At 72.6% G+C, this 14,923-nt stretch carries 14 protein-coding genes and 1 pseudogene; 13 read left to right on the top strand and 2 right to left on the bottom strand.

Annotated features, from left to right (window positions below):
- Positions 1 to 3 precede the first annotated feature (3 nt).
- The 10 genes and pseudogenes from HUT12_RS13935 to HUT12_RS13980 all read left to right on the top strand — a co-directional run bounded on the left by HUT12_RS13935 (position 4) and on the right by HUT12_RS13980 (position 9,767).
- Positions 4 to 918, top strand: coding sequence for an aldo/keto reductase (locus HUT12_RS13935; protein ID WP_176093653.1), 915 nt, complete (start codon positions 4 to 6; stop codon positions 916 to 918).
- A 136-nt stretch (positions 919 to 1,054) separates the two neighbouring features.
- Positions 1,055 to 1,612, top strand: coding sequence for an RNA polymerase sigma factor (locus tag HUT12_RS13940; protein ID WP_176095781.1), 558 nt, complete (start codon positions 1,055 to 1,057; stop codon positions 1,610 to 1,612).
- Entirely contained in the window at positions 1,609 to 2,409 is an 801-nt protein-coding gene (locus HUT12_RS13945) for a hypothetical protein (RefSeq protein WP_176093654.1), read from the top strand. The genes HUT12_RS13940 and HUT12_RS13945 overlap by 4 nt, the downstream gene beginning before the upstream one ends.
- A 68-nt stretch (positions 2,410 to 2,477) precedes the next feature.
- Positions 2,478 to 3,278, top strand: a complete 801-nt coding sequence (locus HUT12_RS13950) for an ABC transporter ATP-binding protein (protein ID WP_176093655.1) — start codon at positions 2,478 to 2,480, stop codon at positions 3,276 to 3,278.
- Positions 3,275 to 4,609, top strand: coding sequence for a hypothetical protein (locus HUT12_RS13955; RefSeq protein ID WP_176093656.1), 1,335 nt, complete (start codon positions 3,275 to 3,277; stop codon positions 4,607 to 4,609). Before HUT12_RS13950 ends, HUT12_RS13955 begins: the two co-directional genes overlap by 4 nt.
- The gene (locus HUT12_RS13960) at positions 4,606 to 5,205 is read left to right on the top strand and encodes a hypothetical protein (RefSeq protein ID WP_131053458.1); all 600 of its coding nucleotides are present in this window, start codon (positions 4,606 to 4,608) and stop codon (positions 5,203 to 5,205) included. The genes HUT12_RS13955 and HUT12_RS13960 overlap by 4 nt, the downstream gene beginning before the upstream one ends.
- A gap of 264 nt (positions 5,206 to 5,469) precedes the next feature.
- A pseudogene (locus HUT12_RS13965) lies at positions 5,470 to 6,258 on the top strand (class I SAM-dependent methyltransferase); the annotation flags it as partial.
- A 73-nt stretch (positions 6,259 to 6,331) separates the two neighbouring features.
- Entirely contained in the window at positions 6,332 to 6,715 is a 384-nt protein-coding gene (locus tag HUT12_RS13970) for a metalloregulator ArsR/SmtB family transcription factor (protein ID WP_131053459.1), read from the top strand.
- A complete protein-coding gene (locus tag HUT12_RS13975; RefSeq protein ID WP_176093657.1) occupies positions 6,712 to 7,188 on the top strand; it encodes an SRPBCC family protein in 477 nt (158 codons plus the stop codon). The genes HUT12_RS13970 and HUT12_RS13975 overlap by 4 nt, the downstream gene beginning before the upstream one ends.
- A 152-nt stretch (positions 7,189 to 7,340) precedes the next feature.
- Positions 7,341 to 9,767: a tetratricopeptide repeat protein gene (locus HUT12_RS13980; RefSeq protein ID WP_176093658.1), complete on the top strand. Its 2,427-nt coding sequence runs from the start codon at positions 7,341 to 7,343 to the stop codon at positions 9,765 to 9,767.
- A 51-nt stretch (positions 9,768 to 9,818) separates the two neighbouring features.
- Here the strand turns inward: HUT12_RS13980 and HUT12_RS13985 are convergent, their stop codons facing one another.
- Positions 9,819 to 10,643: a serine protease gene (locus HUT12_RS13985; RefSeq protein WP_176093659.1), complete on the bottom strand. Its 825-nt coding sequence runs from the start codon at positions 10,641 to 10,643 to the stop codon at positions 9,819 to 9,821.
- A 200-nt stretch (positions 10,644 to 10,843) separates the two neighbouring features.
- Here HUT12_RS13985 and HUT12_RS13990 point away from each other — a divergent pair, with 200 nt between their 5' ends.
- Genes HUT12_RS13990 through HUT12_RS14000 form a run of 3 tightly spaced genes read left to right on the top strand, consistent with a single transcriptional unit; the run spans position 10,844 to position 13,640 of the window.
- A complete protein-coding gene (locus tag HUT12_RS13990) occupies positions 10,844 to 11,620 on the top strand; it encodes a (Fe-S)-binding protein (protein WP_176093660.1) in 777 nt (258 codons plus the stop codon).
- Positions 11,621 to 11,637: 17 nt separating this feature from the next.
- Positions 11,638 to 13,047, top strand: a complete 1,410-nt coding sequence (locus HUT12_RS13995; protein ID WP_176095782.1) for a lactate utilization protein B — start codon at positions 11,638 to 11,640, stop codon at positions 13,045 to 13,047.
- The gene (locus tag HUT12_RS14000) at positions 13,029 to 13,640 is read left to right on the top strand and encodes an LUD domain-containing protein (protein WP_176093661.1); all 612 of its coding nucleotides are present in this window, start codon (positions 13,029 to 13,031) and stop codon (positions 13,638 to 13,640) included. Before HUT12_RS13995 ends, HUT12_RS14000 begins: the two co-directional genes overlap by 19 nt.
- A 28-nt stretch (positions 13,641 to 13,668) precedes the next feature.
- On the opposite strand, the gene HUT12_RS14005 is transcribed toward HUT12_RS14000, so the two are convergent.
- Positions 13,669 to 14,844, bottom strand: a complete 1,176-nt coding sequence (locus tag HUT12_RS14005) for a low temperature requirement protein A (protein WP_176093662.1) — start codon at positions 14,842 to 14,844, stop codon at positions 13,669 to 13,671.
- Positions 14,845 to 14,923: the final 79 nt, after the last annotated feature.

Raw genomic sequence — 14,923 nt, forward strand, 5'->3', positions numbered from 1 at the left:
CTGATGGCAACCATCGCGCGCCTGGCCGCAGGCTCCCGGATCGGGTTCGGACTGGCGGCCGTCGGCCGTCCGGGCTACATCAATCTCGGACGCGCCGCGGACCTGCCGGCCGAGCGGACCGTCGAGGCGCTACGCGCCCGCGCGAGCGAACTCCTCGACCAGGCGTACGCCGCCGGGGTCCGCTACGTCGACGTCGCCCGCTCGTACGGCCGGGCCGAGGAGTTCCTCGCGCACTGGCTGCGGAGCCGGCCGGACGTCGACGACGTCGTCGTCGGGAGCAAGTGGGGCTACACCTACACCGCAGGCTGGCGCGTCGAGGCCGAGACGCACGAGGTCAAGGACCATCGCCTCGCCACCTTCGACCGGCAGTACGCGGAGACCACCGCGCTGCTCGGCGACCACCTCGACCTCTACCAGATCCACTCGGTCACTCCGGAGAGTCCCGCCCTGCACGACGTGGCCCTGCACCGGCGACTCGCCGACCTCGGCCGGCAGGGCGTGCTGGTGGGACTCTCGACCAGCGGGCCGCGGCAGGCCGAGGTAATCCGCGACGCGCTCGACGTACGCGTCGACGGCGAGCCGCTGTTCCGCAGCGTGCAGGCCACCTGGAACCTGCTGGAGCCCAGCGCCGGCCCGGCCCTGGCCGAGGCGCACGACGCGGGGTGCCTGGTCATCGTCAAGGAGGCCCTCGCCAACGGCCGTCTCGCCGTACGTGAGGACGTCGGTGACGCGCCCGCGCTCGCGGCGGCGCTGCACCAGCCGTGGGCGGCGATCGTCCTGTCCGGAGCCGCCACCGCCGACCAACTGGCCTCGAACCTGCGGGCGCAGACGCTCACCGTCGACCCGACCCGGTGGGCGGACCTGGCGTCGCCGCCGGACCGCTACTGGCAGGAACGCGCCGCCCTGCCCTGGACCTGACGGACTACGCGCGACACCGACACCGGTGGGCACGCCCGCCGCCGCGCCCGACTGGCAGGACGAAGGTGATGGCCGTCACAGTGATCCGGGACCCGATCGTGGTCCGACCGTCGTCTTACCCGGTGTGAGTACCGGCATGGACGCGGCGGACGAGGGTGAACTCGTGCGGCGCGTCGCCCGTGGTGATCGGCGGGCCTTCGACGAGCTGTATCGGCGTACCGCGCCGTGGCTGGAGGTGCGGCTGCGCCGCCGGTGCGCCGACCCCGACATCGTCGCCGAGGTCCTCCAGGACACCTACCTGACCGTCTGGCGGGCCTCGGGCACCTTCGCCGGAGCCCGGACGGGAAGCGGCGGCGGGGCGCGGGGCACCGCCGTGGGCTGGCTCTGGACCATCGCCGCCCACCGGCTGGTCGACGCGTTCCGTCGCCGGGCCCGCACGGCGCAACTGCCGCAGGTGCCGCTGGCGCCGACGACGGCACCCGCCGCCGAGGACGAGGTGATGGCGGCGCGGATCGGACAGGAACTCGAACAGGCACTGCTCACCCTGCCGCCCGAGGTCCGGGCCGCCCTGCGTGCCACCGTCCTGGACGGGTTTTCGACCCGGGAGGCGTCCGTGCTGCTGGGCGTACCCGAGAACACCGTCAAGTCCCGTGTCCGCCGAGCCCGGATCGCGCTACGGGAGGCCCTGTCATGACCCCCCATCCGACCCTCACCCAGATCGAGCGGTACGCCACCGCGGACCCCCGCCTCGACGAGCCCGGCGTCTGGGCCATCGAGGTGCACCTGGAGGACTGCGCCGACTGCCGGGCGCGGCTGGCCGGCAGCACCACCGCCGACACCCGTGCCATCCTCGCCCAGGTCGCCGTCACCCTGGACCGGGAGATCGCCGAGTCCCCGGCCCCGGTCGCCCGCAGCCGGTCCTGGACGGTGCTGCGCCGCCGGTGGCTGGTCGGCACGCTCGCCCCCTGGCTGGCCATGACCGCCGCGGTACTCGCCTGCGCCGTCCTGCTCAGCGAGTTGTGGACCGCGTTGCCGTCGCTGGTGCTGCTGCTCGCCCCACTGGCCCCGTTGCCCGGCGTCGCGGTCGCCTGGCACCGCCGGGCCGATCCCGCCTGGGAGCTGATCGCCACCACCCCCGGGGCCGGTCTGACGACCCTGCTGCGCCGTACCGCGACGGTGCTGGTGGTCGTCATCCCGCCCCTCGCCCTCGCCGGCTACGGCACCGGCGTGCCACCGGCGCTGACGCTGTTGCCCTGCCTGACGTTCACCGCCGCCACGCTCGTGCTGGGGAGTCTCGTCGGCGTACGCCGGGCAGCGATCGGACTGATCGCGATCTGGACACTCGCGGTGATCACCCCCAGCCTCGCCGCCGCCCGTACACCACTGGTGCTGACCGAGGAGAGCACCGGTGTCTGGGCACTGGCCACGGTCGCCCTGACCCTCACCGTGCTGCTGCGGACCGACGGGCTCCGACAAGCCGCCCAGCAGTAGGACCTCTGCGCCACCGGACGCGCGACGCCGCGTCCCTCTCCACCGACCCCGAACGAAGGAAGATGTCGATGCGTGCCCTGAGCGTGGCCGAAACGGCCGCCACCACCAGTCCCTGGGTCGTCCACGCCGAGAGCCTGAGGGTCCGCGCCGGGCGGCGCCTGGCCGTCGACGGCCTCGACCTGGCCCTGACCACCGGGGTCCACGGGCTGCTCGGCCCCAACGGCGCCGGGAAGACCACGCTGATGCGCTCCCTGGCCACCGTGATCGCGCCGACCGCCGGGCGCCTGACGCTGCTCGGACACCCGGTCGACGGCCGCGCCGACCTGCGTGCGGTCCGTCGCGGCCTGGGCTACCTGCCGCAACACTTCGGCTTCTACCCGCGCTTCACGGTGCGCGAGTTCGTCGGATACATGGCCTGGCTCAAGGAGATGCCCAAGGCGGCGATCCCGGCGGCGGTACAGCGGGCCGTCGACCGCGTCGGCCTGACCGACCGGGCCGACACCCGGCTGAAGACCCTCTCCGGCGGCATGCTGCGCCGCGCCGGCATCGCGCAGGCCATCGTCAACGACCCGCAACTCCTGCTGCTCGACGAACCGACCGTCGGCCTCGACCCGGAACAACGACTCGACTTCCGCGAGCTGCTGCGGGACCTCGGCACCGACAGTTGCGTACTGGTCTCCACCCACATGGTCGAGGACGTGGCGGCGGCCTGCACCGACGTCATCCTGATCAACGAGGGCCGCCTGGTCTGGCAGGGCACCGCCGAGGCCCTCAGCGCCCAGGGCGACCAGAGCCACCCGGGCGACAGCCCGACCGAGCGGGGCTACTCCGCCATCCTGCGTCGGCACCGCGCGGAGGCCGCCCGATGAGCATCCTGGGTGTCGAGATCCGCCGCTCCGCCGCGCTCGGTGCCGCGCTGATCACCGTGCTCGCCGGAGTCGGCGCACTCTACGTGGCTCCGGCCCGATGGTCCGGTGGCCTGATGTCGCTGGCCCTGGTCACCCGCGAGTACCTGTTGCTGATGTGGCCGCTGGCGCTCGCCGCCGGCGCCTGGCAGGGTCGTCGGGAGCACCGCTCGAACGTCGCCGAACTCTTCGGCACCACCGCCCGCCCGCCCGTCCAGCGGATGCTGCCGGTCCTCGGCGCGATGGCCCTCACCCTCGGCAGCGCCTACCTGCTGGTCACCGTGGCGGGCGTCGCCCGGATCGCCACCAGCGCCGGCTACCTGCCTCTGCTCGGTTTCACCGTCGTCACCGGCGTCGGCGCGCTGTCCCTGGTCGCCGCGGCCTGGCTCGGTCTGGGGATCGGGCGTCTGCTCCCCGTTCCGGCGACCGCACCCGCGTTGGGCGTGGCCGGCGTCCTGTTCGTCTCCTTCAGCATGTTCCTCCGCCCGGAGTGGCTGGCCGCGGCGCTGTCCCCGATCCACGGCACGAGCCAGTTCCACGCCTATCAGACGATCGACAACCGGGTCAGTGGTGCGCTGACGATCTGGCTCGCCCTGCTCGCCGTCACCGGCCTGGTGCTGTTCGTCGCCGATAGCTGGCGGACCCGTACGGCGGCGTTGGTGCCGGTGCTGCTCGGGCTCGTCGGGGCGGTGGCGGTGGTGCCCCGGGACCCGGCCGTGCTCGACGCACCGGTCGACCCGGTCGCCCGGGAGATGGTCTGCACCGAGGACGCTCCGACGGTGTGCGTGAGCCGGGTCAACGCCAGGGTCCTCGACGATCTGGCCCCGTTGGCCCGTGACGGTCTGGTGGCGTTGGCGAAACTCCCGGACGCCCCGACCGCCGTGCACGAGGACACCTCCACGTACGGGCGCGACGGGGAGACGCCGTCGCGCGACGACGTCGTCGAGGTGCCGGTCCGGATCGACAAGTACGGTGGGCTCGCGCACCCGGACGTCGTGGCCGTCGAGGTCGTCCGAGGTCTGGGCGTACCTGTCGACATCGAGTGCCGGCAACACCACGAGGCGGTCGACCGGGCGGCGGCGTACTGGCTGCTGGGCCGCGAGCCGCGATCCGACGTCGGGCTCATCCCGGGCATGATCCAGGAGGATTTCGAACTCAACGCCGAGGCGCTCGCCCTGTGGAACGGGCTGCGCGAGGTCTCCGCCGAGGAGGCGCTGGCGCGGGTGACGGCGGTCCGTGACGCCAAACGCGCCTGCGAGGACACCAGCGAACTGCTGTCCCGGAGTTCCCGGTGACCTGGACGCTGCTCTACCTGCGCTCCCGGCGCGTACCCCTGGCCCTGGCCGTCGCCGTCGGCGGGGCGGCGGTGATCTGGACGCTGTGGCGGACCATCGCCGACGAACGCGACGTCGCCCCGACGATGGTGGTGCTGACCGTCCTGCTGATGGTCGCGGTGCTCTCGGCCACCCTGACCGCCCCGGACGAGAACCTGGACCGGACCGCCGCGCTGCGATGGCCGCCACGGCGTGCGGCGCACCTGTTGGCCGGCCTCCTGGTGGTTCTGCTGGCCCTGCTCGCCACGCGGTACACCGGGGCCCGCTTCGGGCCGGCCACGCTGGTGTTCCGCGACGCCGCCGGCCTGCTCGGGCTGACGGCGCTGTGTGCCACGGTGGTGGGCGCCGGTCGATCGTGGTTTCTGCCGCTGGGCTGGACCACCGTCGCGGTCATGTATCCCCAGCAGGGCACCGGGGGAGCGGTCCTGACCTGGCAGGCCCAACCGACCGACAGCACCGCCGCCACGGTGACGGCGGCAGCGTTGGCCCTCGGCGGGTTGATCGCCTACTCGCTGGCCGGCCCGGCCCGCAGGGAAGCCCCCGAATCGATAGCCTGAGGCGTCGTCGGCTATTGATATCCTTCGAGGAAATCGAGCCCGCGTTGCTCGTCATGGAGGTCGTCATGCGCATGCGCCGCACGGTTGTGTCCCTCGCCCTCCTGGCCGTCGCCGGGGTGGTCGCCGCCCTCGGTCTCGACCAGGTCCAGGAGATCTCGCACCTGGCGGGATTCACCTGGTCCAACTAACGCTGACCGCACCTGCTCGCGATCGTTCGCAGTTCACGATCGCGAGCAGGTGCGGTGTGCTACCGGTTCGGGACACAGGGCGGTGGGCATCAGCATGACGCCGGAGGAGCACCTGCGGGTCTGCGGCGCGCAGTTGTACGAGTCCATCGGGTCCGCGTACCCGGCGACGCGACGCACCGAGCCACGCATCGCCGCGCGGGTCTGGGAAGCGCTCGGTGACGCCCGTACGGTGCTGAACGTCGGGGCGGGCACCGGCTCGTACGAGCCCGCCGATCGTGAGGTCACCGCAGTGGAACCCGCGGCGACCATGAGGGCGCAACGTCCCGTGGACGCGGCACCGTGCGTGGCCGCCGGCGCGGAGAACCTGCCCTTCGAGGACGGGGCGTTCGACGCCGCGCTGGCCTTCAGCACCGTCCACCACTGGCACGACCCGATCGCCGGGCTGCGCGAGATGCGGCGGGTGGCCCGTCGTGTCGTGGTGTTCACGCACGACGCCAGTGACACCGGCTGGCGTCAGCGGTTCTGGCTCAGCCGGGACTACCTCCCCGAGGTCGCCGGCCTGGTGGTCGGCCGCCCCTCGGTGGACGAACTGGCCCGCGCGATCGGGGCCCGCATGGAGCCGGTGCTCGTCCCGTGGGACTGTGCCGACGGCTTCTTCGAGGCGTACTGGCGCCGGCCCGAGGCGTACCTGGAGGAGCAGGTCCGCCGCGCGGTGTCGGTGTGGGCCCGGGTCGGGCCGGCGGCCGAGCAGCGGGCCGTACGCGCCCTCCGACAGGACCTCTCCTCCGGCCGGTGGGCCGACCGCAACCGCGAGCTCACCGACCTTGACGCGGCCGAACTGGGCCTGCGACTCCTCGTGGCCTGAAGCTCAGCATCGAACCGGGGATCAGCTCAGGCGAGAGTGGTCTAAAGCGTAACCTATAAGTTACGCTTTAGCTGTGGACGAGGTGGCAGCGGCGATCGCCGATCCGGTGCGTCGGGAGATCCTGCTGATGCTGCGCGACGAGTCGCTCTCGGCCGGGCAGATCGCCGACCGGTTCGTGATCAGCCGGCCGGCCGTCAGTCGGCACCTGCGTGTGCTGCGGGAGGCCGGCCTGGTGCGCGACACGGCCGACGGGCGGCGGCGGGTCTACACCCTGACCACCACGCCCCTGGACGAACTGGTCGGGTGGTTGGGACGGCTGATGCGCCCGTCCCGGTGGCAGCAGCACCTCGACGCATTGGAGACCGAGGTCTACCGCACCCGCCGTGAACGGCGCCCCGCCACCGAGCGGGGCACCACCACCACTGAACGGCATCCATCGACGAAGGAGACGGCGTGACACCGACACCGACCGGCCGACTGTTCGGCGACGACCTCGTGCTGACCCGCACGTTCCGCGCACCCGTCGCCGACGTCTGGGCGAGCCTCACCGAGTCGCCACGGACGGCGCGCTGGTTCGGCCCGTGGCAGGGCGACGCGGCACCGGGGCGGACGATCAAGGTCCAGATGGCGTACGAGGAGGACGAGCCCTGGATGGACGTGACCATCGAGGCGTGCGAACCGCCGAGCCGGCTCACGGTCTCCGCGGTGGACGAGTACGGCAGTTGGCACCTGGACATGACGCTCGTCGAGAGCGCGGGCGTGACCGAGCTGCGGTTCACCCACCACCTGACCGGCACGGAGCACGCCGGCGAGGTCGGGCCGGGGTGGGAGTACTACCTCGACGCCCTGGTCGCCGCGCACACCGGTCAGCCGAGGCCGAACTTCGACGACTACTACCCGGCGATGAAGGAGCACTTCGAGGCGCAGTGACAGGCGTATCCAGCGCCCGCTGTCTCGCTCTGCCAGGACACGTTTTCCCGAGATGTCGCGACATCAGTGGATTCGCCGACCCGCGACGGGAGCGAGTGGGTCGACAATCCTCTATGGATTGGCGATTGCGTCCGGCTGGGGAGGGGTGCGGGATGAGCGGACCGGCTGGGGAGGCGCAGGCGGCTCTGGCCCGGTTCGTCGACGACCTCAGGCGCCTGCGGCAACACTGCGGGTCCCCGTCGCTGAACACCCTGGTGGCCGTGTCGACGGCGCTGGGATCAGCGCTGGCCCGCTCCACGCTCAGCGACAAGCTCAACGCGAAGTCGTTGCCCGAGTGGCCGTTCGTCGTCTCCTACGTGACCGCCTGCCTGGCCCACGCCGCGCAGACCGGCCGCCCGGTGCCGACGGAGATGGCGGAGCTGAGCCGCTGGGACGCGGCGCACTGGCGACTGTTGCGCGCCGTCGACGCCGGCCGTGCGGAGGACCGGCTCCGGGCCGCCGCCCACGCGCAGCTCGCCCGGCGTGCTGAGGACACCGCCCCGCACGTGACGCCGCCGGTGACACCCCGGCAGCTTCCGGCGGCCGTACCCGTGTTCGTGGGACGGCGTACGGTGCTCGCCGGGCTGGCGATGTTGCTGGCACGCCAGCACGGCGCGCCGGGCACCGTTCCGGTCGCGCTGATCAGCGGTACGGCCGGCGTCGGCAAGACCGCGCTGGCACTGCACTGGGCACATCGGGTCGCCGACCGCTTTCCCGACGGACAGCTCTACGTCGACCTGCGCGGGTTCGACCCGGACGGGCCGGTACCGGAACCGGCGGAGGTGCTGCGGGAGTTCCTGGAGGCGTGCGGCGTGTCCGCGCCGCGGATCCCGGCGGGACTGTCCGGCCGCTCCGGACTGTTCCGCAGCCTGCTGGCCGACCGGCAGGTGCTCGTGCTGCTCGACAACGCCCGGGACGCCGCGCAGGTGCGTCCCCTGCTGCCCAACTCGCCCGGGTGCCTGGTGCTGGTGACCAGCCGCAACCAACTGCCGGGACTGGTGGGCATCGAGGCCGCCCAACCGTTCGTCCTCGCACCGCTGACGCCGCCGGAGGCGTACGAGCTGCTCGCCGCGCGGCTCGGTGCGCAGCGTGTGTCCGGCGAGCCGCAGGCGGCGGCGCGGATCGTCGGCGCGGCGACCGGACTGCCGCTCGCGTTGGCCATCGTGGCGGGACGGGCCGCCACCCGGACCGGGCTCAGCCTCGGTCGCCTCGCCGACGAGCTGACCGAGCCGGGGCGCCTCGACGGATTCACCGGCGGCGACCGGACGCTCGACATCCGGGCGGTCTTCTCCTGGTCGTACCGGAGTCTCGACGCGACCACGGCGTGGGCGTTCCGCCTGCTGGGGCTGCACCCCGGGCCGGAGGCCACCGTCGCGGCGCTGGCCAGTCTCACCGGCGTGCCCGCCGCGCAGGCGGGACGGGCACTGGCGGCCCTCGTCGAGGCGAACCTGGTCGCCGAAGCACGGCCCGGCCGGTACGTCCTGCACGACCTGTTGCGCGCCTACGCGGCCGAGCAGGCGGCCACACACGACCCCGATCCGGTACGCCGGGAGGCCCTCGGCCGTCTCCTCGACCACTACCTGCACACCGCGTACGCCGCCGCGCTGCTCCTGTACGACCATCGTGACCCGATCGACCTCGTCCCGGCACGCGTCGGGGCGGTGGTCGATCCGCCCGCCGACCGTGCCGAGGCGTGGCACTGGCTCGTCCGGGAACATCGGGTGCTGCTCACGCTCGTCGCTCTCGCCGCACAGGCCCGCTTCGACACGCACGCCTGGCAGCTCGCCTGGACCCTGAACACCTATCTCGACCGTATCGGCGCCTGGCCGGAGCAACTGGTCGTGCAGGAGGTGGCGTTGGCCGCCGCAGCACGGGTGGACGACCGGGACGGCCAGGCCCGCGCCCACCGTAACCGGGCCGTTGCCTGCCTGCGGCGGGAGGACCACGAGCAGGCCCGGTCCCACCTGGACACCTCGTTGGCGCTCTACGCCGGTCTCGGTGACGCCGTCGGCAGCGCCCGGGTGCATCTGAACCTCGGCATCCTTGCTGAACGTCAGGGACGATTGCGGGACGCCCTCGACCAGGCCCGGCGGGCGCTGGAGCTGTTCATCGGGGCGGGAAACGTCGGCGGCCGGGCCAACGCGCTGAACAACATCGGCTGGTACCACAGCCAGCTCGGCGAATACCCGCAGGCGTTGGCGCACTGCCAGCAGGCGTTGGCGCTGCAACAACAGGTCGGCAACCGGTACTGGCAGGCGCACACCTGGGACAGCCTCGGCTTCGTGCACTACCGGCTGGACCGGCAGCCGCAGGCGATCCGGTGCTATCACCAGGCGCTAATGCTGTGGCGGGAGTCGGCGGAACGCTACTTCGAGGCGACCACGTTGACCCACCTGGGCGACAGTCACCGCGCGGCCGGCGACCCGGACGCCGCCCGCACCGCCTGGTGTGGGGCGCTGGAGATCCTGGAGCAGCTCGACCACGCGGACGCCGCGCAGGTCCGGGCACGGTTGACCGCCGCCCCGGCCCGGTCGGCCTGACCGGGCCGGGGCGGACTCGGGAACGGCCGCCCCGGCCGGAGTGGGCAGGAGTCACCGCCACTGCGCGAGGTTGGCCACGGCCTGCTGGGTGAGCCGGGTGGCGACGCTGTAGGCCACGCCGGGGCCGACCCCGTCCGGGCCGCTGGTCAGGATCCCCAGCGCGGTGCGGGCGAGCGGGCACGGGCAGGGCGGCTTCGGCCAGGGGAAGTCCAGTCGCGGCGGCAGCGGGCACCAGTCCTCCGGGTCGGGGGTGTAGGCGACGGGGCTGCCGTCCTGCCCGCCGCCGAAGCTGTGCGACGTGTAGAGCTGCGTCGAGGTCTCGTAGCGGATGCGGTCGACGCTGGTCCACTGTCCGGGCCGGTCCGCCGGATACCCGTGGCTGGTGGTGCACGAGCCGGTCAGCGGTTGGGTGGTGTAGCCGAGGTCGTACCAGCCGGTGATGGTGCCGATGCCGCAGTTGAGCTGCACCGCCCCGTAGTTGTAGGCCGGGTCGCTGCTGCCGGGGTGGGTGAACGAGCCGGTCCAGTTCTGTGGTGCGAAGAGCTGGGTCGCCGCGCAGGAGCCGAAGGGTGCGGTCGTCCCGTCGTGCCCCGGGTACGCGACGATGTTCGTCCGCCAACTGCCCCGGGAGCCTCCGGTGTGCACGCAGTGCCCGGCGGTCGCCACCGTGCGGGGGCTGATCATGAAGCCGCTGCACCGGCCGCCGGGGAACGTCAGCAGCACGGTGGCGCTGGCGGGATACGTCGTGGTCGACGTGACCGGCACCCGGATGTCCGGTCCGGAGCTCGTGGCGGCCGCCGCCGGTGCCGCCGCGAGGGCGGTGGACGCGAGCGCCACGGCGGCCAGGGCGACGAGCGCCCCACTTCTTCTCGACATCGGTTCTCCTTCGTCGGGGGTGGTGTACGCACACGGTGGCCCGACCGTCTGCTGTCCGGCCGGTTCCCGGACACCGGTGGCGGTCGGACGGCGGTGACCCGGCTGCGCGGCGGCGGCCGGTGCGGCAGACTCAACCGGATCGCGCCCCGCCGGTCCGACCGGGGCGGTACGGACGATCGCGGGGCGGGCGGAGGTGTGACGTGCGGATCGCGGTGTTCGTGACCTGCCTGGCGGACACGATGTTCCCCGAGGCGGCGAAGGCGACGGTGCGGTTGCTGGAGCGGCTCGGGCATGAGGTCGTCTTCCCCGAGGGGCAGACCTGCTGCGGGCAGATGCACGTCAACACCGGCTACCAGCGGCAGGCGTTGCCGTTGGTCCGCCGGTACGCGCGGGTGTTCGATCCGTACGACGTGATCGTGGCGCCGTCCGGGTCGTGTGTCGGGTCGGTACGCCACCAGCACGCGGTGGTGGCCCGGCGGGCCGGTGACGAGCGGTTGGCCTCGCGTGCCGAGTCGGTGGCCGGGCGTACGTACGAGCTGTCGGAGTTGTTGGTGGACGTGCTCGGGGTGACCGACGTGGGTGCCTTCTATCCGCACCGGGTGACCTACCACCCGACGTGCCACTCGATGCGGGTGCTGCGGGTGGGGGACCGGCCGCTGCGGTTGCTGCGTGAGGTGCGGGGTCTGGACCTGGTCGAGTTGCCGGCGGCCGAGCAGTGCTGCGGGTTCGGCGGGACGTTCGCGGTGAAGAACGCGGACACGTCGACGGCCATGCTGGCGGACAAGATGCGACACGTGCTCGCCACCGGCGCGGACGTCTGCACGGCGGGGGAAGCGTCGTGCCTGATGCACATCGGCGGTGGGCTGTCCCGGCTGCGGACCGGGGTGCGCACCGTGCACCTGGCGGAGATCCTGGCCTCGACCGAGCCGGGCGGCGATACTCCTGACCAACGCGGCGAACTGGTGGTGAGGTCGTGAGCCGGACCTTTCTCGGCATGCCGGCGACGGCACCGCAGGGTGTGGGGCAGTTGCGGGGTGCGGAACCCTTCCCGGACGCCGCGCGGAGGGCCCTGGCCGACCCGCACCTGCGCCGCAACCTCCGACACGCCACGGCGACGATCCGCGCGAAGTCCGCTGCGGTGATCGCCGAGGTGCCGGACTGGGAACAGTTGCGGGCGGCCGGTTCGGCGATCAAGTCCGACGTGTTGGCGCGGCTGCCGGAGTTGCTGGAGCAGGTGGAGTCGCGGGTCACGGCGGCCGGGGGAGTGGTGCACTGGGCCGCCGACGCGACCGAGGCGAACAGGATCGTCACCGAGCTGGTCGCGGCCACCGGCAGTGACCGGGTGATCAAGGTCAAGTCGATGGCGACCCAGGAGATCGGCCTCAACGAGGCCCTGGAGTCTGCCGGGATCACCCCGGTGGAGACCGACCTGGCCGAGCTGATCGTGCAACTCGGCGAGGACCGGCCCAGCCACATCCTGGTACCAGCGATCCACCGCAACCGGGCCGAGATCCGGGAGATCTTCCTGCGTGCCATGCCCGGGGCGGACCCGGCCCTGACCGACGAACCGGTGGTCCTGGCGGCGGCGGCCCGACGCTACCTGCGGCAGACGTTCCTCACCACGCCGGTGGCGGTGTCCGGGGCGAACTTCGCGGTGGCCGAGACCGGGACTCTCGCCGTGGTCGAGTCGGAGGGCAACGGGCGGATGTGTCTGACCCTGCCGGAGACGCTGATCACCGTGATGGGTGTGGAGAAGGTGGTGCCGACCTGGCGCGACCTGGAGGTGTTCCTGCAACTGTTGCCCCGGGCCTCGACCGGCGAGCGGATGAACCCCTACACCTCGATGTGGACGGGCGTGACCCCGGGCGACGGCCCGCAGGCGTTCCACCTGGTGCTGCTCGACAACGGGCGCAGCGCCGTCCTCGCCGACGAGGTGGGCCGGCAGGCGTTGCACTGCATCCGCTGCTCGGCCTGCCTGAACGTCTGCCCGGTGTACGAACGCACCGGCGGGCACGCCTACGGCTCGGTGTACCCGGGTCCGATCGGGGCGGTGCTCTCCCCGCAACTGACCGGGATCGCCGACAACGCCTCCCTGCCGTACGCCTCGACGCTCTGCGGCGCCTGCTACGACGCCTGTCCTGTGAAGATCAACATCCCGGATCTGCTGGTGCACCTCCGCGACCAGGCACCCCACCCGCGCGCCGAGGCGACGGCGATGGCCGCCGCCGCGTACACCATGGACCATCCCGCCCTGTACGCGGCCGCCCAGCGCGCCGCCCGGTCGGGCCGGCTGCTCGGTCGGCGCGGGCGGGGCCTGCCGCCGCCCCTGGACGGCTGGACCGCCAGCCGTGACCTGCCCGAGCCGCCCGCCGAGTCCTTCCGCGAATGGTGGTCGAAGCGGTGAGCGGCCGGGACGTCGTCCTCGGTCGGCTGCGCGCCGCGATCGGCGAGAGCGGAGCCGGCATCCCGGTGCTGCGCGACTACCGGCGGGAGGGTGCAGTCGACCTGGACCTGCTGGTGGACCGGCTGACCGACTACCGGGCCCGGGTGCACCGCGTGCCCGAGACGACGGTCGCCGAGACGATCGCCGACCTCCTGCCGGCCTCCGCGACGGTGGTCGTCCCACCGGGGCTGCCGTCGGCCTGGCTGCCCGCGACGGTGACCGTGCTGCCCGACGACGGGCTCGACAACGCCCGGATCGCCGCCGCGGACGGTGTCGTCACCGCCGCTGCCGTCGCCGTCGCCGAGACCGGCACCGTCGTCCTCGACGGCTCACCCGACCAGGGACGACGTGTCCTCAGCCTCCTGCCGGACCTGCACATCTGCGTCGTCCGCGCCGCCCAGGTGGTCGCCGGGGTGCCGGCGGCGCTCGCCCGCCTCACCCCGCACCGCCCACTGACCTGGATCAGCGGACCCTCGGCCACCAGCGACATCGAACTCCACCGGGTCGAGGGCGTGCACGGCCCCCGGACGCTGCACGTCATCCTGCTGCCCTGAGGCGTGGCCCGGCCGCTGTCGCGGCGGGTCACAGCGGTGGCGCGGCCGGTACGGGGTTGCGGCGTCCGCCGAGTGCGACATCGAACAGGACGATCGCCAACAGGACCAGGTTGGCGCAGACCACCGCCAGCAGCGGGGTGAGTGCCAACGCGACCGGGGCGAGCACGCCGAGGAGCGCGATACCGGCCAGCAACGGCCAGGCCACCCGGCCGAAGACCTCGTACTCGAAGCGGGTCCGACCGAGGAGGAAGACCGCCGGTCCGCCGACGACGACGGCGAGCACTTCCGGCCCGACCGTCCCGGCCGGCTCGGTGATGATCAGCTTCGCGCTGGCGGCGGCGGTCACCACCCCGCCGATCATCAGCAGGTGGGTGTAGGGCGCGGACCGTGCGAACCGGCCGGGTTCCCGGGCCTTCTCGATGGCCTGGGTCAACTGCGCCGCGGCCCGGTGTACGTAGATCCGGAACAGCAGCGTGGCGCTGGCGAAGGCCACCACGATCGCCGCGGTCCGGTCGGCGGTGACCGGGTACGCGCTGTACGTCAGGCCGGCGACCAGGATGATGTCGCCCAGGGCGATGATGAAGAACTGGTGGTACCGCTCGGCCGTGTGTTCGGCGATCGGGTTGAACTGGGCCGTGCCGATCCGTCGTCGACCGGGGAACGGGTAACCGAACGCGAAGGCCAGGTAGTCGACGGCCGCCGCCCCACCCCACCACCACAGGCGTCCGTCGCTGTCGGCGAAGGCACCGGCGATCCACCCGACCGAGGAGATCCCGAACCACGCCCAGATCCGCACCGCCCGTCGGCGCGGGACCGGCTCGTGCAACGTCAAAAAGAAGAGGAATCCTCGACCGAGGTGGCTGGCCACGTACGCCCCGGCGAAGATGCCCGCGCGGTCGCCGAACGCGGACGGCAGCGCGGCGGCCATCATCAGCGCGCCGAACATGACGCCGACCGTCACCACCTGGATGACCCAGCTGTCCGGGTTGTAGAGGTCGGTGACCAGGGTGGTCAGCACCCACACCCACCAGACGGCGAGCAGCACGACGCCGGCCTCGGCGACGCCCCGCCAGGTCAGTTCGGCAACCAGGGTCTCGGACAGCAGCGCGAGCGCGACGACGAAGACGAGGTCGAAGAAGAGTTCCAGGAAGGTGGCCCGGCGCGGGGTGGCGGCACTGCGGAGCAGGCTGTTGACAGAGGTCATCGCGGTATCCGGCCGTCGGCCGGCACCGTCACCGCGGATTCCCCTTGCGTCTCCATATGGGCTATATCGTATGAATGTC

The sequence above is a fragment of the Verrucosispora sp. NA02020 genome, assembly GCF_013364215.1.
Classification (GTDB): Bacteria; Actinomycetota; Actinomycetes; order Mycobacteriales; family Micromonosporaceae; genus Micromonospora.